19 protein-coding genes are annotated in these 20,488 nt (G+C 41.5%); 5 read left to right on the top strand and 14 right to left on the bottom strand.

Annotated features, from left to right (window positions below; genetic code table 11):
* Window positions 1-7 precede the first annotated feature (7 nt).
* The 12 genes from HUW51_RS16675 to HUW51_RS16620 all read right to left on the bottom strand — a co-directional run bounded on the left by HUW51_RS16675 (window position 8) and on the right by HUW51_RS16620 (window position 11,628).
* Window positions 8-853, bottom strand: a complete 846-nt coding sequence (locus tag HUW51_RS16675; protein WP_185270758.1) for a 4-hydroxy-3-methylbut-2-enyl diphosphate reductase — start codon at window positions 851-853, stop codon at window positions 8-10.
* Window positions 854-858: 5 nt separating this feature from the next.
* Complete coding sequence (locus HUW51_RS16670) at window positions 859-1,557, bottom strand: lycopene cyclase domain-containing protein (protein WP_185270757.1); 699 nt, start codon at window positions 1,555-1,557, stop codon at window positions 859-861.
* A complete protein-coding gene (locus HUW51_RS16665) occupies window positions 1,557-2,081 on the bottom strand; it encodes a hypothetical protein (RefSeq protein ID WP_185270756.1) in 525 nt (174 codons plus the stop codon). Before HUW51_RS16665 ends, HUW51_RS16670 begins: the two co-directional genes overlap by 1 nt.
* Before the next feature lie 5 nt (window positions 2,082-2,086).
* On the bottom strand, window positions 2,087-2,920 hold the full coding sequence (locus HUW51_RS16660; RefSeq protein WP_185270755.1) for a phytoene/squalene synthase family protein: 834 nt from the start codon (window positions 2,918-2,920) through the stop codon (window positions 2,087-2,089).
* Between the two features lie 99 nt (window positions 2,921-3,019).
* Complete coding sequence (locus HUW51_RS16655) at window positions 3,020-4,501, bottom strand: phytoene desaturase family protein (protein WP_185270754.1); 1,482 nt, start codon at window positions 4,499-4,501, stop codon at window positions 3,020-3,022.
* Window positions 4,502-4,529: 28 nt separating this feature from the next.
* Complete coding sequence (locus HUW51_RS16650) at window positions 4,530-5,045, bottom strand: RNA polymerase sigma factor (RefSeq protein WP_185270753.1); 516 nt, start codon at window positions 5,043-5,045, stop codon at window positions 4,530-4,532.
* Between the two features lie 453 nt (window positions 5,046-5,498).
* Window positions 5,499-6,401: a MerR family transcriptional regulator gene (locus HUW51_RS16645; protein WP_185270752.1), complete on the bottom strand. Its 903-nt coding sequence runs from the start codon at window positions 6,399-6,401 to the stop codon at window positions 5,499-5,501.
* A 21-nt stretch (window positions 6,402-6,422) separates the two neighbouring features.
* Window positions 6,423-6,878: a sterol desaturase family protein gene (locus HUW51_RS16640; RefSeq protein ID WP_185270751.1), complete on the bottom strand. Its 456-nt coding sequence runs from the start codon at window positions 6,876-6,878 to the stop codon at window positions 6,423-6,425.
* A gap of 47 nt (window positions 6,879-6,925) precedes the next feature.
* Window positions 6,926-7,699: an enoyl-CoA hydratase/isomerase family protein gene (locus HUW51_RS16635; protein WP_185270750.1), complete on the bottom strand. Its 774-nt coding sequence runs from the start codon at window positions 7,697-7,699 to the stop codon at window positions 6,926-6,928.
* A gap of 223 nt (window positions 7,700-7,922) precedes the next feature.
* Window positions 7,923-10,082, bottom strand: a complete 2,160-nt coding sequence (locus tag HUW51_RS16630) for a ComEC/Rec2 family competence protein (protein WP_185270749.1) — start codon at window positions 10,080-10,082, stop codon at window positions 7,923-7,925.
* On the bottom strand, window positions 10,043-10,471 hold the full coding sequence (locus tag HUW51_RS16625) for a GNAT family N-acetyltransferase (RefSeq protein WP_185270748.1): 429 nt from the start codon (window positions 10,469-10,471) through the stop codon (window positions 10,043-10,045). The genes HUW51_RS16630 and HUW51_RS16625 overlap by 40 nt, the downstream gene beginning before the upstream one ends.
* Window positions 10,472-10,602: 131 nt before the next feature.
* Complete coding sequence (locus HUW51_RS16620; protein ID WP_185270747.1) at window positions 10,603-11,628, bottom strand: PhoH family protein; 1,026 nt, start codon at window positions 11,626-11,628, stop codon at window positions 10,603-10,605.
* A 94-nt stretch (window positions 11,629-11,722) separates the two neighbouring features.
* Here HUW51_RS16620 and HUW51_RS16615 point away from each other — a divergent pair, with 94 nt between their 5' ends.
* From HUW51_RS16615 to secDF, 4 genes are all read left to right on the top strand, one after another.
* Window positions 11,723-12,493, top strand: a complete 771-nt coding sequence (locus HUW51_RS16615; protein ID WP_185270746.1) for an SAM hydrolase/SAM-dependent halogenase family protein — start codon at window positions 11,723-11,725, stop codon at window positions 12,491-12,493.
* Between the two features lie 93 nt (window positions 12,494-12,586).
* A complete protein-coding gene (locus HUW51_RS16610) occupies window positions 12,587-13,219 on the top strand; it encodes a uridine kinase family protein (protein WP_185270745.1) in 633 nt (210 codons plus the stop codon).
* Window positions 13,220-13,259: 40 nt separating this feature from the next.
* Window positions 13,260-13,625, top strand: a complete 366-nt coding sequence (locus tag HUW51_RS16605) for a hypothetical protein (RefSeq protein ID WP_185270744.1) — start codon at window positions 13,260-13,262, stop codon at window positions 13,623-13,625.
* A 181-nt stretch (window positions 13,626-13,806) separates the two neighbouring features.
* A complete protein-coding gene (secDF, locus tag HUW51_RS16600) occupies window positions 13,807-16,854 on the top strand; it encodes a protein translocase subunit SecDF (protein WP_185270743.1) in 3,048 nt (1,015 codons plus the stop codon).
* A 109-nt stretch (window positions 16,855-16,963) separates the two neighbouring features.
* Here the strand turns inward: secDF and HUW51_RS16595 are convergent, their stop codons facing one another.
* Complete coding sequence (locus HUW51_RS16595) at window positions 16,964-17,584, bottom strand: NifU family protein (protein WP_185270742.1); 621 nt, start codon at window positions 17,582-17,584, stop codon at window positions 16,964-16,966.
* A 221-nt stretch (window positions 17,585-17,805) separates the two neighbouring features.
* Between HUW51_RS16595 and HUW51_RS16590 the strand changes: the two genes are divergently transcribed.
* Window positions 17,806-19,182, top strand: coding sequence for a sodium:proton antiporter (locus HUW51_RS16590; RefSeq protein ID WP_185270741.1), 1,377 nt, complete (start codon window positions 17,806-17,808; stop codon window positions 19,180-19,182).
* Window positions 19,183-19,317: 135 nt separating this feature from the next.
* Here the strand turns inward: HUW51_RS16590 and HUW51_RS16585 are convergent, their stop codons facing one another.
* The gene (locus HUW51_RS16585; RefSeq protein WP_185270740.1) at window positions 19,318-20,472 is read right to left on the bottom strand and encodes a hypothetical protein; all 1,155 of its coding nucleotides are present in this window, start codon (window positions 20,470-20,472) and stop codon (window positions 19,318-19,320) included.
* Between the last annotated feature and the right edge of the window lie 16 nt (window positions 20,473-20,488).

Here is a 20,488-nt window from a genome sequence, read left to right as displayed (position 1 = left end):
GCATTTTTTAGTAAGCCAACAATGCTTTTTGCACCTCTTCCATGAGCCACATGGGCGTGGAAGTAGCACCGCAAATACCTACAGTTTCGTTGGCGTTAAACCAGGTTGGGTCCAGATCTTCTACCTTCGAGATAAAAAAAGTATTGGGATTGGTGTCTTTACATACCTGGTAAAGCACTTTACCATTTGATGACTTGGTACCCGACACAAACACAATTTTATCAAACTGACCAGCAAACTTCCGTAATTCCTGGTCGCGGTTACTTACCTGGCGGCAAATGGTATCGTTGGCGTTTACCTGGTACCCTTTGCTTTCGAGCAAATCTTTGATTTTATAAAAATTGTTGGTGCTTTTGGTTGTTTGGCTATACAGGGTAATGTTGGCGGGCAACTCGTTTTGCAGCAACTCCTCTATATTCTCAAAAACTACCGCATCATTATTGGTTTGACCCAGCAAACCTAAAACTTCGGCGTGCCCGTGTTTACCATAAATAAAGATTTTTTCGTTTTTATCGTACGAAGTTTTAATCCGGTTTTGCAATTTTAAAACTACCGGGCACGAGGCATCAATCAAATTTAAGTTATTAGCCAAAGCCATTTGGTAGGTGCTCGGCGGTTCGCCGTGAGCCCGGATGAGCACATGCTCGTTGCGTAATTCTTTTAACTGCTCGTGATTAATAATGCGTAAACCCCGTTTTTCCAGACGCTGAATTTCTTCGTCGTTGTGCACGATATCGCCTAAACAATACAAATAGCCTTGCTCATCCAGAATATCTTCCGCCATTTGGATAGCGTAAATTACTCCGAAGCAAAAGCCGGAATTAGGGTCGATATGAACGCGCAACTGTAACATACCTTTTAAACAAAATTTGTAGCCGGAAGGTTTTGTTTTGGGTGGCGTCGGAAATATTCGTAAGCCGTAATGGTAATCAGCAACATAGTCATGGAATACATGGTATCCTCGATAGGAATTGTGGTCAATCTGATCCCTAGGTTATGGCCGTTGTCGTACCAAACAACGGGCAAAGCTGTGAGTACACCATTCACCAACAAAAACGGGATTAAATGCACCAGGTAAGCCAAATAAAACCTGCCGAGTAATTTATCGCGGAACAACCGGTAATGAACCAGCATAATAACCGGCAGTAACAAAAACGTGACCGACGTATACAGTTGCCGCAAATGCAGCAGCCCTACCAAGATAATAAAGATGGCCAGAATAATAGAGGCTACCAGCGAACCAGCTTGTAAATAATCCTCCTTCACGTACACATTCAGGCATTCGTAAATAAAAACGCAGGCATAGGGTACCGTTATAAAAAATAATACTTCTTCCAAAGGCAAATTATACAGGTAAATACCCACTAAGTATTTATCGTTAAAGCCCCACACCCCATGATGCGTAAATATGGCATCCCAGATTATAAAAAATAAAGCATTAATAAACATGGCCGGAAACAGGTATTTCCAGGTTTTATAGAATTGCACCCGCTTATCAAACGAAAGCAGAAAGGGAAACAAAATGGTAAAAATATTTAAATACAGGTAAATATACATCAGGCTTTTAGGTTGCGTAACTGCTTTTTTTCATCGGTAGTGGTATGGTCGTCGCGCAAAAAATAATCCCGCATTACTTTAAAAGCATCGGCATCTACCCCGGAATCCGGGTAAGTGAGCAAGCTTTTCATAATTACCTTTTTATCTTCGTGCAAATGGCCGCTCATTAATAAATAACGCGGAATGTGGTACTCTATGGTATAGCGCAAAAAGCGGACTTCCGGATTATACGGGTCTTTGCTGATTACTTTTTCAAAGGCTTGTGCCGAGTTCCGGACGTGTTTGATTTTCGTATACAAGCCCGAAGCGTACTTGGCCCCCACGCCTTCTATGCCGGCCTGAAAACCTTGGATAAGCACATCGTTGCCCTTATACCGGGCTAGATGCGGTGCTAATTGCTCGTAAGCCTCTTTTTCGTTGGCCGCCTGAAAATACATTTTACGCAGTTCAGGTATTTTGTAAGTTAAATCAGTTTGAACAAAAGAAATAATAAACAACAATCCAGTAAGCAGCAGTACATTCACGGTGATCAGATGGTATTTAGCCTGTATTTAACGTATGAACCCAATAATAACGCTATTTTAGTGTTATCTGGTACTCTTACGCGTTCAGACAAAATTCGGGCGGCCGGTAAATGCTGTATTTTTTTAAATAATTTTAAATAATAGATATAAGCCAGATAAACGCCCATGCGCGAGGAGCGCGGTAATTTTAAAATGCCTTCGTAGGCCAGTTTAAAATCTTTTAAAATATCTTCTTCAATTTCTTTTTTGCAGCCATTATCGAAACACTGGAAATCGATTTTGGGAAAGTAAACCCGGCCCCGCTCCTGGTAATCGCTCTTCATGTCGCGCAAAAAGTTTACCTTCTGAAATGCTGATCCTAAACTACGCGCCGGTGCTTTTAAGCGGTCAAATAACTCCCGGTCGCCTTCGCAAAATACCCGCAGGCACATTAACCCCACTACTTCCGCGGAGCCATAAATGTATTCGTCGTATAAATCTTTATCGTAGCGTTTGCCTTGCAAGTCCATTTCCATGCTATGCAAAAAGGCTTCGATAAACTCGTGATCGATATCATATTGGTGCACCACCAACTGAAAAGCGTGCAGAATAGGATTTAAGCTTATTTTGGTAGCAATGGCTTTGTACGTGCATTCTTTAAACTCCTGAAGTAAAGCGGCTTTATCGTGCTCATGGAAAGTATCTACAATCTCGTCGGCGTAGCGTACAAACCCGTAAATGGCGTAAATGGGATAGTGGAATTTTTTATCCAGCGTTTTAATGCCCAGAGTAAAAGATGTACTGTAATGCTGGGTAACCAGCCGGCTGCATTTATAACTCGTTAGATCGAACAATTCCATAGTTTCTAATAATTAAAAATTATGAATTAGAAATTAGAAATTGAAAAAAGAATCCTTACAGCCAGATCTTATCTCTAATTAATAACTTCTAATTTCTAATTATATGGCACTAAATTCTTTACGTATTTCTTCGGCTACTACCTGGCCCGAAATTAAAGAAGGCGGTACTCCCGGACCGGGTACGGTTAACTGCCCGGTATAAAAAAGGTTTTTTACTTTTTTACTCTTTAATCCAGGTTTCAGGATGGCAGTTTGCCGTAAGGTGTTTGCTAAACCATAAGCATTGCCTTTAAACGCATGGTAGTCGCGGATAAAGTCGGCGTGCGCGTAGCTGCGTTTTACCACAACGGCGTCCCGGATGCGCTGTTTAGTTAATTTTTCGAGCCGCTCCATTACCAGGTGGTAATAATACTCCCGGATGGTTTCGTTATCTTCTAAGCCCGGAGCTACCGGAATTAAAATAAACAGATTTTCGCAACCCGGCGGGGCTACCGAACTATCGGATTGGCTTGGCACCGATACGTAAAACAAGGGTTTTTCCGGCCATTTGGGCGTTTCGTATATTTCCCGGGCATGCGGTTTAAAATCCTCGTCGAAAAATAGATTGTGATGGGTTAATTGTTCTAAACGTTTGTTAATGCCTAAGTAAAAGATCAGCGAAGATGGGGCCATTACCCGATTCTCCCAATATTCCGGCGAATACGTCCGGTATTCCGGCGAAAGTAAATTTTGTTCTACGTGGTGGTAATCGGCCCCTGCTACTACCACATCGGCCTTAAAAATACCACTTTGGGTTTCCAGGGTTTTTACCTGGTTTTCCTCAACATGAATTTGCTTAACTTCCTGATTATAATGAAAAGTTACTCCTTTTTCCTGAGCCAGGGCCACCATGCCGGCTACAATTTGGTACATGCCGCCCATAGGGTACCAGGTACCTAAACTTATATCGGCGTAGTTCATTAAAGAATACAGCGCCGGGGTATTTTCGGGTAAAGCGCCCAGAAAAAGAATCGGGAACTCCAGTAATTTTAATAATTTTTCGTGCTGAAAGTACTTCCGCAGGTGCGTGTGAATCGATTGAAAAACATCCAACCGAAATACATCCAGCAATAATTTAAAATTTAAAAATTCGCTTACGTTGCGGCTGGGTTTGTAAACCAGATTGTTTATACCTACCTGGTATTTATAAGCGGCTTCGGCTAAAAACTTTTGTAAAGCTTGGCTGCTGCCTGCCTCTAACGATTCAAATAAATAGTTTAATTGAGACATTTGGGCCGGAACCGGCATAAAGTCGTCCGGCCCAAAAATAATTGTATAAGAAGGATCTAGTCGAACAAGTTGGTAGTAGTCCGCGGTAGACTTATTAAATTTTTTAAAATATTGCTCAAAAACGTCGGGCATCCAGTACCAGCTCGGCCCCATATCAAAGGTAAAACCATCCTGGGTGAAACTGCGGGCCCGCCCGCCAGGTGTACTATTTTTTTCCAGCACATCCACGGTAAATCCGTTGGCCGCTAAACTGGTAGCCGCCGCCAGGCTGGCAAAACCAGAACCAATAACTACAACTTTTTTACCGCTCAAAATATAAATATTTTAAAAAAGTAATTACTTACCCATTTTGCTCATAAATTTTTAAAACCCGTTTTAGTTCTTTGCGGGCAATATGAATCCGGTTTTTTACGGTACCAATCGGAATATTTAATTTTTCGGCAATTTCCAGGTACTTAAAGCCAATGTAGTACATCATAAAAGGAGTACGGTATTCTTCGTTTAAATGGGCAATGGCTTCGTTAATATCCGATACCACAAACGTATAAACCGCGCCGTTTTTAGCAATGTAGTTTTCGTCGGTATTAAAATATTGAAAATATTCCGAAGAATCGATGTTGCTGCTGCGCTTGGTAATTTTATTATAGTTATTAATAAAAGTATTGCGCATAATAGTGTATAACCAGGCTTTTAAATTGCTGCCGGCTTTAAACTTATCTTTGTTTAATAAAGCTTTTAACAAAGTTTCCTGCACTAAATCTTTGGCATCATCTGCATCGCGGGTTAAATTAAGCGCTACCGGCTTTAAAGATTTGGATATTTTTTGCACCATGGAGCTAAATTCTGTTGCTGTCATTCTGCTCAACTTTTTTAAGATAAAACTTATACAAATATATTGGGTATTACTTAAAATAAAAGTTTTTGTTTAATAATTATAGATAAATAATTAAACAAAAATTTTTAAGTTCGCTCAAATGGCTTGCAAGTAGTATAGGCCGTGCCGGTAAAGTTTCTGGAACATACCGGAACAAACGAAATTTTAGATCGGCCGGATTGGGGAGGTTCTAAACTTTTTTAAAATTTTTAGTTAGTTGCTATTTAAACAACGCCAGAAGAAGAAACTCTGGTACTTACAGGCTTCCGGGAATTATTAAAATTTAAAAAAATGGAGAGAACTCTTAAAATAAAGCCCCAATTGGATACAGTACTTTAAATTTTAGTACCTATAATGGCGTATAGCAGGGAGAAGCAGCTAAAAGTAAGAGCTGGATTTTAAAAATTTAAAAAATTTATAATGCTGATGATCGTATTACGTTAAAGCGGGAACAGCCTTCAGTTTTTCTACTTCGCGGGTAAAACTTTGCATATCGCGCAAGTATTTAAACTGGGCCGGTAATGTAATTTGGTTACAGGAAAACTGGTAACCCGATACATAAAAACCACAACCTGGGAAATAGCTGCTTAATTCATCAAGGTAGGCTTGTAATTGATCCCGGGCAGGCACCGATGTAATAACGGTACAAAAATAATCGGGCCGGAAACCTTCGTAAGCTTTCACTAAATCTACTAAAGGTAAGTTTTGCCCTAAATACATGACCCGCATCTGCCGGGACCTTAAAATGTATTGCATAAATAAAAGGCCTAACTCGTGCAGCTCGCCTTCGGGCAAAAACAAAATAAAGCGCGGGGCATCCATGCTGTTGGGTATTACTTGCCCATCGATGGCCACAATAAACTTTTGCCGGATAATATTCGAAACAAAATGTTCGTGCGCCGGATTAATGTTACCGGTTTGCCAAAGAATTCCAATTTTTTGCAGGAATGGCAGTACTAATTGATTAACGGCTGCTTCAAAACCTCTTTGCAGAATAATAGTGGTCAGCACTTTATCAAAACGCTCTTCGTCCATTTCAATCATGGCGCAAACCAAAGCGCTAATCTGGTGCGGACAATCTTCTTGGCGTTCGGTAAAAGTCAGGATAGCTTCGCCAATCTGGCAACTGCTCATGCAGGCGATTTTGGAGATTTTAAAACCGTTTTGGTTTAACAACGAAACATTTAAAATGTGTTTTAAATCATCGTCGTCGTAGGTACGGATGTTGGTTTCGGAACGTTTAGGTTTTAATATACCGTAACGCTGCTCCCAAATACGAATGGTATGCGCTTTTATTCCCGTTAATTGCTCCAGTTCTTTTATCGAATACTGCCCCACTGCCCTGCTTATTTAAAATTATTATTTATTCTTGGACTTTGCTAATTTATAAAATTTAGTATTCACCCACAACATACCATAAGATTCGCCGCCATTTTTACCGGTTGTTTTATGGTGTACTTTATGCGCAATATCTAAGGCTTTTAAATACGTGTTCTGCGTTTTACCAAACAAGCGTAAACGCCGGTGTATAAATACATCATGAATTAAGAAATACACCAATCCATAAATGCCGATGCCAATGCCAATCCAAAAACGATAATCTTGTTGTTCGCTGCCGTAAATTACAAAAAAGGTAGATAGCACCCCATAATACACAAAAAACAAATCGTTGCGTTCTAAAGGGTGCGGGTGCCGGGTATGGTGCGAGCGATGCAAAAACCACAGAAACCCGTGCATAATGTATTTATGCGTAAACCAGGCAACCACTTCCATCGCTAAAAAAGTAAGTATTACAATTCCAATGTTCCACCACATAGTACAACAACTTGTTTTACACGGAAATGTTTATTTTTTATTACCAATTACCAGGAAATTTTTTCTTTGTTTAAAAACGAAGCAATACCCCGCCGATAGTCCAGGGTTTCGCGGGCGTACGCGTTGCGTTCAGCGGCATAACTCAGGCCGCGTTGCAAATCCATATCCTGCAAATGCGCGATCAGGTCTTTGGTTAACTCAATGGATTGTAAAGAATTTTGCTGACAAATCCGGCTGGCAAAGGCATACACTTTATCGTCCAGTTCCGGCTCGGGTACTAAATACGTTAACAAACCAATTTCTTTTGCCTCGGCCGCCGATAATAAATCGCCGGAAAGCAATAACTGTTTGGTATGGGTTTCACCAATTTTACGCAGCAAAAACACGCTTACAATAGCCGGTATAAACCCGATTTTTACTTCGGTATACCCAAAAGTAGCCGCCGGCGAAGCAAAAATAATATCGCAAACTGTGGCCAAACCGCAACCACCTGCAATAGCCGGGCCTTGCACCTGGGCAATTACCATTTTACGCAGGGTATATATTTGATAAAATAAATGCGCCAGGTGGGTCGAATCATTCAAATTTTCTTCAAACGTATTTTCCTGCAAAGCCTGCATGTAGCCCAAATCGGCGCCGGCGCAAAACACATCGCCGTTGGCTCTTAAAACAATTACTTTGCAGTCATCATCGCTTTCGGCCAAATCAAATGCTTCTTTTAGCTCACTAATAACCTGATAGTTAAGAGCGTTACGTTTTTCCGGACGGTTTAAAGTAATGTAACCAATCCGGTTTTCGATGTAGTAATCTATATAATGCATACCTCAACGGATTATAAACTAAACTAACAAAACTGTTTTTGAGTACGCGAAAAACTGGTAAGCTTGATTCTATAAATTTTTAAAAAAACAGAATTTCTGCTCGGGCTGATTTCTGAATAAATAATCTCAGAAACAACTTGTTTTTCGGTAACTCTGATACACAAATAATATCAAATATTATACTAAAAACCTACTGACCAAGCCAATATTTGAAGCAGGAGAATTATTTGCCTGATTGATAAACAAAGGCCCCTCGTTTAGAAACGTCGTAAACCGAAATCTGTTGCCTGTTGCAAAGCTGCGCTATTTGTTTTCGGTACCAGGGTTTATTGGAAGAGTCGAGAATCAGCGCTTTAAATTTAAAATTAGCTTGCAGCGTAGCCGGTTCTATTCTAACGTTATGCTGCAGTAAAATATAATCAAACGAAACCGGCGAAGCTAAAACTGAAGAAAACTGCTCTGGATTTTTTAGTATCAGAATGCGTACCCCGTGCCACACCACCCCAATGTTACCTGCCGGAGTAGTAAAGGTAGGAATAGCTAGGTTACTAACGTTTTTGAACGGAGTAAATTGCACTTCGGTAATTCCTAACTTCCCCCAATGGGGCTGAATGTTATAAGTAAAATCTGGTGCATTTTTAACTAGGGTTGAATCGGTTAACAAATAAGCTTGTTGCCCTTGAATAAAACCTAAACCAGAGGCATTTTTTAAATTATACACCACCCACAGCTTTTGCTGACGCTGCTCCTGCTGCTTTACGAACTGCAATCCGGAAAATACAACAATAGCACCGGAAGCCACCGCTAACAGTAACTTGTGGCGGTACAGCAAAAACCACGTGGTAAACAAAAAAGCAGCGGCTAGCAACCAGGCTTGCATCATTGACAGATTAATGCTCTCGATAATAGCCATGGGCCAGCTTTGCATGAGCAAAACCACGCTGTTCATGGCATCCAGTAAAACCCCCATGATCCACCCCAGCCATTCGCCCAACCTAGGTACCCAGGCTACGGCCAGCAAAATAAAACCTACATATAAAATAAACTCCGAGATGATAATGGCAAAAAGATTAGCTACTAAAAAGTAAACCGGAAACTGGTGAAAATAATACAAGGCCAGCGGCATCGTGGCTAACTGGGCAGCTACCGAAGCAGTTACCCCTTCCCAAAGTTTGCGGCCAAGCCAATTTTTAAAATTTATTAATTTACTTAACCGGGGTTGCCACAGCACAATGCCCAACACTGCGGCAAAAGATAACTGAAACCCCACATCGAGTAAAAAGAACGGATTAAACACCAACAAGCCAAAGGCGGTTGCTGCCAGAATATTGTACATATTTCGGCGGCGTTTTATTTGCTTGCCCACCGATAATAAGGTAAACATAACTACGGCCCGCAGTACCGAAGGCGACAAGGCGGTTACAAAACCATAAAGCCACATAACAACCAACAACAGCAGAAAAACCAGCAGTTTTTGTTGCCGGGTTTTGGCTAACTTACCCAATATGGTATTTAAGGCAAAAAACAGCAAAGCCACGTGCAAACCCGAAACCGCCAGCACATGCGTAGTACCCGTGCGGGTATACGCCGCTTTAATGTCCGTATCCAGATATTCTTTCATCCCCAACACTAAGGCAGTGGCAATAGCGTAATTGCGCGCTCCGGGCACGAATTCTTTTAAAACAGAATTCAGGTAATTACGAAACCAGATGCTACCCGCCATTACCCGGGAAGGTGGAGCATAATTAATGACCTTATATTGCCCGGGCCAAACGTATTGTTGGTGGTAAATTTGTTGGTGCGCCAGGTATTCTTTATAATTAAAGGCGTTGGGGTTTAAAGGTGCATTCGGTAACAATGGCTGGCCTTTAAAGAGTAAAACATCGCCGTAACCGGGCTTTTTCATTCCGGGTTCTTTCCGCAGCATCAGCATTACTTTACCGGTTACGGGTTGCCACTTCTGCTGTGTTCTTACCTGCGAAACCCGCAGGATAACGTTGTAATGTTTAGGCTTTTCTACTACAAAATCGCTAATAACCCCGGTATAATAAACAATAGGTTGCTTTACATGGGCTAAATGATTTGGCTGATTTGTTTCGGTTCGTTGGTAGGTAATCAGGTTGCCCAATAAAAAGATACTTACTAAACCCGAAAAACCAGCCAGATAGATAAATAAGTTAGCTGCTTTTTGCGTACCAACAAGGTGAAAAATTAAAAATAATATGCTAAAAACAGCAATGAGAACCAAAAGCGGAGCAATGGGGTAACTACTGTAAATCTGCCATAAAATGCCGGCGCAAAAACAAACAGCTATTCTGATAAAAATAAAAGGCGCCCACTTAATCATGGCCGGTATACCATTTGATAGTGGTCGATGGCGCATTCGGTAAATAGCTCGCCTACTTTTGTAAAGCCATGGCGCTTATAAAAAGGTACGGCCGCCAATTGGGCGTGCAGGTAGATTTGGCATTCAGGGTGAGCCAGCTTTACGTCGTTCAAAATAACCCGCAGCAAGGCGCTACCCACTTGTTGATTCCGGTAATTGGCTAATACGGCAAAACGTTCCAGCTTAATGCCTTTATCTGTTTGTCGCCAGCGGGCGGCGCCTACGGGTTGTCCGTTAAAAGTTGCTAAGTAATGATGGGCCGTTTTATCGTGCAGGTCGTATTCCGCCTCTTTTGGTACGCCTTGCTCTTCTACAAAAACTTTTTCCCGGATAGTAAAAGCAGCGTCTAAATCGCGGATATCCGATACTTGCTTTGCCTCAACCATATAAGGAGAATAAAATGCGTACGTAATGGGTAAAATCTGGCGAACGAAATACGCTACCGTTTTAAATAAAAAATGGATGTAAGTGCTCTACGTAACAGAAGCACTTCCATCCATCAAAAATTTTAAAAAATTTAAATTGTCCGGGGTTCAGCTAGCTTTATGGGCCGGTCTTCCTGGTTGGGTGCTGGTTTTTCCGGTGCTATTAACTTAGCTTCATCGGCTTTGGTATAAGCCTCCACAATTGATTTTACGAGCTTATGCCGTACCACATCTTCGGCTTTCATTTCTACAAAAGCTATATCTTTAATGTGTTTTAAAGTCTGTAGCGCATCTATCAAACCCGACTTTACCTTAGTAGGCAAGTCAATCTGGGAGCGGTCGCCGTTCACCATTACTTTAGAGCTGGGCCCCATGCGGGTCAGGAACATCTTCATCTGCATGGGTGTGGTATTCTGGGCTTCATCCAGCAAAACAAAAGCATTATTCAGGGTGCGGCCCCGCATGTAAGCTAAAGGCGCAATTTCAATAATTTTGTTTTCCTGATAATACTTCAGTTTTTCAATCGGAATCATATCCTCCAGCGCGTCGTAAATCGGCCGGATGTAGGGATCCACTTTTTCTTTCATATCGCCCGGTAAAAAGCCCAGGTTTTCGCCTGCTTCCACCACGGGTCGTGAGATAATGATTTTTTTAACGGTTTTATTTTTCAGCGCCCGCACGGCTAAGGCTACCGATATGTACGTTTTTCCGGTACCGGCAGGCCCCAGTGCAAAAACTAAATCATGCTTATCAACGGCATCTACCAGTTTTTGCTGGTTTGGCGTTTTGGCTTTAATAATGCCGCCTTTGCTCCCATATACAATTACATCCGGCGAAGTGGCTATTACTTCTTCTTCTGAGTCGCCGTCTGCGGCAATGTAGTGGTTCACGCTGGTATGGGTTATTTTACCAAACTTATGATAATGTTCGATCAGCGAACTTAAGATTTCGTTTATTTTGGTGATCTCGGGGGTTTTGCCCTGAATTTTTATTTCATTACCCCGCGAAATTATTTTGCTGCTCGGGAATGCTGCCGCTAATTGTTTAATATTTTGATTCTCAGTTCCTAGGAAATCTATCAAAGATACATTTTCTAAGGTAATTACTTTTTCTACCAAATGCTTAGCTTATTTTGCGTATACAGTTAACTTAAAAATAAAATAGTTCTTACTTTTGTATAATACAATAATACAAAATTTATAGTTCGTTTGTATGGGTTTGATTACTTTTTTGTCGGATTTTGGCTATACCGATCATTACATAGCCGCAGTAAAAGCCAGAATCTTACGGACTGCTCCGCAAACCCCCATTATAGACATATCGCACGCTATAGAACCTTATAACATTGCCCACGGCGCATTTGTTCTAAATTCCTTATTCCGCGATTTTCCGGTTGGCACGGTTCATCTGGTAGCAGTTGATTCTCAAGGCAGTAAACAAGACCGCTATCTGGCGGTACAATTTCAGGATCATTATTTTGTGGCCGCCGATAACGGCATTTTATCTTTAATTATTGAATCACAACCGGCAACCATGGTGGAGTTACCGGTAGAATTGCCTACAACTTTTGCTGCAAAAGACGTATTGGCGCCGGCGGCCCTGGCGCTGGCTACGGGTGCCGATCTAAGCGATTTAGGTACCGGCCTTACCGATTACCGGCAGTTAATTAACCGCCAATTGCGCCTGAGCGATCATGCCATTACCGGGCACGTCGTACACGTAGATCATTACGGCAACTTAATTACCAATATATCCCAGGACAGTATGGATGCGATTGGGCACGACCGGCCTTTTACCGTGCATTTTGCCCGCGAATCGGTACAGAAAATTTCCAAGGATTTTACGCACGTAGACGAAGGCGATGTGGTGTGTTTTTATAATCACCAGGGGTGGTTATCCATTGGCATCAACAAAGGGCACGCTTCGGAACTTTTGGGCATGTACTACGACTCCCAGGTTAATATTCATTTTAAAAAGATTTAAAGCTCCCTAAACTTTTAATTTTATTTTGCTGTTCCGAGGGGACGTTCAGAAACAGCACAAATCTTTTTTTGCGACGTTGTTTTTAATTTTAGCATGCAACAACCTTTTATTGTTGGTATTACCGGGGGTAGTGCTTCGGGCAAGACTACTTTTTTAAAAAAATTAATTTCTTCTTTTCAGCCAGAAGAAATCTGCCTGATTTCGCAAGATAATTACTATTATCCCCACGACGATCAGGAATTAGACGCTAATGGCGTTATAAATTTTGATTTACCTTCTTCTATTGATTCCGCCGCTTATGCCCGCGACGTTTTCAGATTAAAAAACGGCGAAACCGTTACCCGTAAAGAATATACCTTTAACAACCCGGATATTATTCCGCGGGATTTGGAATTTAAACCTGCCCCCATTGTGGTGGTAGAAGGAATTTTTGTTTTTTACTACGAAGAAGTAGCCCGTCACCTGAACCTACGGGTGTACATTGACGCCGAAGAACACGTGAAATTACAACGCCGGATACTGCGTGATGTTAAAGAGCGGGGTTACGGCGGTTTAGATGATGTATTATACCGGTATTCGAACCACGTAGTGCCCACCTACGAAAAGTACATTCGGCCTTACAAATACGAATCCGACCTGATTATACCCAATAATCGCCAGTTTGAGAATGGTTTAGAGGTATTAGTCACTTTTTTAAGATCAAAAATTAAAAGTTATTCCAGCTAATTATTGAAAAAATATAAAATACTGTAACTTCGCAGTTTAAATGGCAGCTACACGTACCATAACGCAACATATCAGGTTCCTGTTTACCGCAGTAACCTTGTTTTGCGTTTTGTTATTAAACAACCAGGAAGTACCTACCTACTCTTCGGTTGCTGCCAAAGCAAACCCTGAGAACAATAGCCATTTACAGAGCTCCAAAAAACAGAAAACCATTGTAAAGCAAAAAGTTAGTTTTGAAGCCACTAACACGTATTTTGTTTTACATCTGGTTGATTTAACCCGCTGGTTATCTTTTGATTTTTTCAATCCGGTACGTGTTACGGTTAAGCTGCTACCACTCCAGGAATCTTTTATTCCCTTCTTTCGCGTTTTTTTAGGTTTTACCATAATTCCAAACGCCCCCTAAATTTTCGGGTAGTTTCCGAATTTTACCCACAATAGCTTTGTTGCTGCTACATAACTATTTCGGAAACCAACAACACCCGGCAAGGTGGTTTTTTAGTGGCTCTTCCGGAGCCCAAAAAATCTGCTTTTAAATTTTTAAAATATTAAATTTTCACCATTCATCATTTTTTAATTAATCATCAATGCGTAACAAAACCGGAATATTGTTGTTAACGATATTGGTTACCGCCCTTTGCGCGTATTACCTGTCGTTTACCTTTGTATCCAAACGCGTGCAACAACAAGCTGAAGCGTATGCCACGGATGCCAAAGGCAATGTAAACACAAACAAAAAATTTGCTTACCTGGACTCGGTTCGGAAAGAGCCTGTTTTTAACTTTTTAGGTATAAGCTATACTTACGAAGAAATCCAGAACAGCGAATTAAGCTTAGGTTTGGACTTAAAAGGTGGGATGCACGTAGTGCTGGAAGTTTCGCCCGTGGAAATTATTAAATCCATGGCGGGTAACAGCAAAGATCCCAGCTTTTTAAAGGCTCTTGAAGTAGCGCAACAACGCCAATCCAGCAGCCAGGCTAAATTTACTACTTTATTTGCCCAGGCTTACCGCGAAATTAACCCAAGTGGCAAGTTAGCGGCTATTTTCTCTAACACTGCTAATAAGGGCCGAATTAACTACAACTCTACCAATGCCCAGGTAATTGCTGCCATCGATACCGAAGTAAGTGCGGCTATCGATCGTTCTTTTAATATTTTACAAACCCGGATTGATAAATTTGGGGTAAACCAGCCCAACATTCAGCGGTTAAAAAGCACCGACCAAATTCAGATTGAATTACCCGGGGTTACCGATGCTACCCGGGTGCGTAAGCTGTTACAAGGAACGGCTAACCTGGAGTTCTGGGAAGTATGGAAGCCCGAAGAGTATTTTCCTTATTTTGGCCAGTTAAATGAGATTTTACTTAAGCAAGAAGCTGCTAATAAATTAACCGCTGGCAAATCTGATAACGCCAAAGCGGATGCTGATGTATTAACAAAAGCATCTGCCCAGCCCGCTATCGACCCATTAACCGGCAAGCCGGTAACTGATTCGGCAAACGCCAATAGCGTAGCTTCTGCTAAAACCGATTCAACCAAAACAGATTCTTTAGCTACCAATCAAAGCACCCAGCTTACCCGGTTATTCCCGCTTTTACAATCTGGCCTTTTACAAGCAAACGTGCGCGATACCGCCAAAGTTAATGCTTTACTACATCGTCCGGATGTACGGGCTCTGTTCCCGGCGAACATGAAGTTTTTATGGGCTGTTAAGCCTACTTCCTTACCAACTGCTCAGGCTGGTCAAGCAAAACAAGAATTTATAGAATTATACGCCATTAAAAAAGGCCGCGATAACAAAGCGCCGGTAGGTGGCGATGCCATCAGTGATGCCCGCCAGGACTTCGACCAGCAAGGTCGTCCGGAAGTAAATATGGGTATGAATGTGGCTGGGGCTAAAAAATGGCAGCGTTTAACGGCATCTTCTATTGGGCGCCAGGTTGCGATTGTGCTGGATAACTACGTGTACTCGGCGCCGGTAGTACAAGGCGAAATTCCAAACGGTAACTCTTCTATTTCGGGTAATTTTACTGTAGAAGAAGCTCAAGACTTAGCTAATATCTTAAAAGCGGGTAAAATGCCTGCTCCCACCCGGATTGTAGAAGAAGCTATTGTGGGCCCATCTTTAGGTCAAGAAGCCATTAACCAAGGTTTATTATCTTCAATAGCTGCTATGGGTTTAGTAGTAATCTTTATGATTTTCTACTACAGCAAAGGTGGTTTTGTAGCTGACTTAGCCTTGTTCTTCAACATTTTCTTTATCGTGGGTATTCTGGCCCAATTTAACGCGGCCCTTACTTTACCAGGTATTGCCGGTATGGTTTTAACCATGGGTATGTCGGTGGATGCGAACGTACTTATTTTCGAACGGATCCGGGAAGAACTGGCCATGGGAGTGAGTATAAAAGATGCCATTCATAAAGGGTACGACCGGGCTTTCAGCTCCATCTTCGACTCGAACGTAACTACTTTACTTGCCGGTGTTATTCTTTACTTTTTTGGTTCTGGTCCGGTAAAAGGTTTTGCTATTACCTTAATGTTAGGTATTGCTACTTCGTTCTTTACTGCCGTTTACGTATCCCGGTTAATTCTGGAGTACATGACCAGTGGCAAAAAAGTAAATACGATGAGCTTCTCGACAGCATTTTCTAAAAATCTGTTCAAGAACTTTAATTTTAATTTTATTAAATACCGCAAAATGGCCTATATCGGCTCTAGTGCCGTTATTGTCTTTGGTTTTATCTTAATGTACATTCAGGGTGGGCCTAACCTGGGTGTTGATTTTAAAGGCGGCCGGGCTTACGTAGTTAACTTTGATCAGGCTGTACCGGCTTCGGATGTAAGAACTGCGTTATTGGATGAGTTTAAAGGTTCTGGTACCGATGTAAAAACCTTTGGCGCTTCGAACCGCTTAAAAGTAACTACCAGCTACCTGGCCGAAGATGAATCTACCAAGGCCGATGAAACGGTACAAGCAGCATTGGAAGCGGGATTACAGCAATTTAGTGCTCAAAAACCAAAAGTATTAAGCTCGTCTAAAGTAGGCGCTACCATGGCCGATGATATTCAGAAAACTGCGGTACTTTCGGTATTGCTATCGTTTGCGGGTATCTTCCTGTATGTGATGCTGCGTTTCCGGAAATGGCAATATAGCTTAGGCGGGGTTATAGCATTGGTTCACGATGCATTAATGGTAACTGTTTTCTTCGCGATTGGTCGTTTATTTGGTTTAAATTACGAGATGGACCAGGTGTTTATTGCTTCCATTTTAACGATTATCGGTTTCTCTATTAACGATACCGTAGTTATTTACGACCGGATCCGGGAGCATTTAACGAATCATCCGAAAACCCGCATTAAAGACGTGATTAACCCGGCCTTGAACGATACTTTAAGCCGGACCATTATTACCTCTTTAACCGTGTTATTTGTGGTAGTAATTCTGTTTGTATTCGGGGGCGAAACCCTGCGTGGCTTCTCTTACGCCATGTTGGTAGGGGTAATTTCAGGTACTTATTCTACCTTATACATTGCTACTCCTATCCTGCTTGATACCATTGATGATGATAAATCAAACGTAGCGGCAGCTACGGTTACGCCTAAATTGGCTGCTACCGGAAAAGTACGGTCTTAGTACAATACAAGTGCAAAACAAAAAGCCCGACCTAAATGGTCGGGCTTTTTGTTTTTCTAAGAAAAGTAAAAATTTAAAAAATTTTAAATTCTTTAACAAAAGAGATTAATTACCAGGATTCGGTAACGCCTTCGGCAACTACTTCGGTTACTTCCGGAACCATCCGTTTTAACAAGTTTTCGATGCCGGACTTTAACGTAATCGTAGCAGATGGACAGCCACTGCAAGAACCTTGTAAATTTACCGTAACAACCCCGTCTTTATACGATTTAAAAGTGATATTGCCACCATCCTGCTCTACCGCTGGACGCACATAATTTTCTAATAAATCAATTACTTTATGCGAAATAACGGCATCATCGCCACTTAGTTCGCCGGTAACATCAGTAACTGCCTGGGTTTGCTCGGCCACCGGATCTTGCAGGAATATAGGCCCTCCGGCTTCTACGTACGATTTTATAAACAAGCGCAATTCCGGAATTAACTGCACCCACTGATCATTCGTGTTTTTGGTTACGGTAACAAAATTGCTGGCAATAAATACCCGCGAAACGTAATCAAAATTAAACAGCTCCTGCGCAAACGGCGAATTAGCGGCAGCTTCTACGTTAGGGTAATCTACGCTAACGCCATCGGGTAACAAAATGGTGCTCAGCACAAATTTCATCGATTCCGGGTTCGGGTTCGCTTCTGCGTAAACCGAAACGGCTTTTTCTTTATTTTCTATCATGGTGATTGCTTCCTTAATAAGGTAAAAACTTAGTAATAATTATTAAAGTTTCAAAAGTAACAGGTTTTAAGAATATTCCACTAGGTGGGTAGTTTATTTGAAAGGCAAAATACGGGTAAGCGCCGCAAATAAAAAACAAGTTCGTTGACCTAATGTTTAAAAGCCTTTACCTTCGCCGGAAAAGTTGCTGATTAGCAAGTCAGCTGATATAACTCTGATGTATGCTTAACTATTTGTTACTCGCTGCCCCTATAGCTCCGATACCCCTATATATCACTGCCCCTTTTTTAATCTTACTCGGCTTAATTGCTTGCGGCCCCATCTTTTTCGAGAAGTTTTGGCACCATTACTACCGGGTTATTGCGGTAACTTTAGGATTATTGATATTACTCTACTATTTAGTGGTACTCCACGACACCCACTTGCCAGCCGAAACGTTGGCAGATTATGTTTCTTTCGCGGTTTTACTGAGTTCCTTGTATATTGCGGCAGGAGGCATTTACATTAACGTAAATGCCCGGGCCACTCCCTTTATCAACGTTTTTATTTTAATTACCGGAGCGGTGCTGGCCAACTTAATTGGCACAACGGGAGCTTCCCTCCTGCTCATCCGGCCTTATATCCGGTTAAACATCAACCAAATTCGCACGTACCACATTATCTTTTTTATATTTATCGTGAGCAACGCGGGCGGTTTACTTACGCCACTCGGCGACCCACCATTGTTTATTGGTTTTTTAAAAGGAGTTCCTTTCTTCTGGACTTTGCAGCATTTACTCTTGCCCTGGCTTATGGCAATTCTGGGTTTAGCGGCCATTTTCTTTTACCTGGAAAGACGCCATGTGTGGTTAAATTATCAACCCAAAGAAGAAGTATTAGAAAAGATAAATCAGAAAACAGAATTTTTCTTTACCGGTAAACGTAATTTAATTTGGCTGGCTATTATTATTGGGGCTATTTTTCTCGATCCGAATGTATTATCGGGTTTACCGCACATTCCATTTCACGAATTTAAATTTTCATATATCCGCGAAGTTATTCAATTAACGGCAGCCTTTTTCTGTTACCATTTTGCCAGTAAAACTGCCTTAAACGGCAATCATTTTAGCTTTGGCCCCATTCTGGAGGTAGTATTTCTTTTCTTCGGAATATTTTTCACGATGATGCCAGCCTTACAGTACGCAGCCTATGTGGCGGGTTCTCCGGCATTTGCCCAATTATTAAATGCCAATACGCTTTACTGGAGCGCAGGTACGCTTTCGGGTTTTCTGGATAACGCCCCCACGTACGCCAACTTTTTATCTTTAGCCATGGCTAAATACGGCTTAAGCTACAGCAGCGTAGATCACGTTAAAAACTTTGCGTACGGTTTAACGCAAGCCCCCGAAACTTTTCACTTACTCGAAGCCATTTCGATAGGTTCCGTTCTATTCGGAGCGTTTTCTTACATTGGCAACGGGCCTAATTTTATGGTAAAAGCTATTGCGGAAGAAGCCGGTGTAAAAATGCCGAGTTTTTTTAAATACATTACCGCCTTTTCCATCCCGTTTTTGTTGCCAGTTTTATTCTTGATTTGGCTGTTGGTGATTTATTTATAAAGAAACACCAGCATCAAGATTTTTGATATTACCCCTTTATTTACTTAATCATTCAATTATTAATTTTTAAAAATAACTTCCCACTTGCTTACTATCAAACGCAATTATTAGGCGTAACTGGTAAGGTTAAAAGAGTTAATATCTCCGGTAAAAATTTGAAATTTTACTTGTTAGTTGGTTGTAAATAGGCTTCGTAAACTCTACAAACAAAAATTGCGGGTTAGGCACAGCACTCTCCCGCCGTTTAGCTCTTTTTAACTGTTCTTTACTTAAAGCGCGTTCATCGCCTTTGTACGTAGCCCACTCGTCACGCCACACAAAAGTACCGGGCATTTTCTCCTGGGTTATAATATTTTTCGATTTCCAATCCATCACCCGGAAATCGAGTAAGCCGCTGGAGGTAATGGTTTTCTCGTAGGTGATGTACTTGGCTTTTACAGTTCCATACACCTCTTTTCCTTCAACGGTGCCCGTTTTTACGCTGTCCCGTGCTACGTTTTGTTCTTTTTCTTTTAAATACGTTTGGCCCACGGCAAAATCATCGAATGTTAATGTTAGCACATGGTCGGGCACTAAGGTTTTGCTACCGGCTTCCTGGGGAGTATAAAACTTAATAAAACTTTTCTGTTCGTAATGCTCCAGGTACTCGTATATTTTGTTTTGAAAGTACTCGTTACTTAACTGGTAAATACCTTTATTTACTTCTACCGGTTCTACTACTACTTTTAGTAGAGCTGCCTGGTAAGCTTCGTCTTGCTTTTGCCGGGTGTTTTTATAATCCGGTACAAACTGTTTTACTTTCTCGAAATGCTGGTAAGCTTCTTTCGCACTTTGGCGATTGTTTTCTTTTAATAATGTAAGCCCCAGATTATAGCGCACATCAGCAGCCTTTTGCTTAGCGGCACTTAGTTGCTCCGGGTACTTGGTATTGGTTCCGGTAATTGAACGGCAGGCGGGGCACTGCCGCACGTCTACTATCAGGTTATTCAGGTTTTCGTATTCCTGCACTACCGTTTCCCACCGGAAAGTTTCCGAAGATTTCATAGCTTCTTCGATGCGGGTTTGGTGATCTTCCTGGGCAAATTTATAGGCTTGTTGTAAAGTGCTTACGGCTTTTTTGTTACCGGGATCTTTCTGCAACCTATTAACCGCCTGATAAACGGCCCGGTCATAATCGCCTTTTTGAAATGACTGCTTGCCACTAGAACAAGCAGATAGCAGCACCAATAAGCCAAACGGTAAAATTTTGCTTATAATAAAGTGTTTTGGGATTGTGAATAATTGTTCCATGCGAATAGGTTTTTAG

It is taken from the genome of Adhaeribacter swui, assembly GCF_014217805.1.
GTDB classification, from domain to species: Bacteria; Bacteroidota; Bacteroidia; order Cytophagales; family Hymenobacteraceae; genus Adhaeribacter; species Adhaeribacter swui.
Note: the sequence above shows the minus strand (reverse complement) of the source record. Positions and strands in the feature narration are given on the sequence as shown.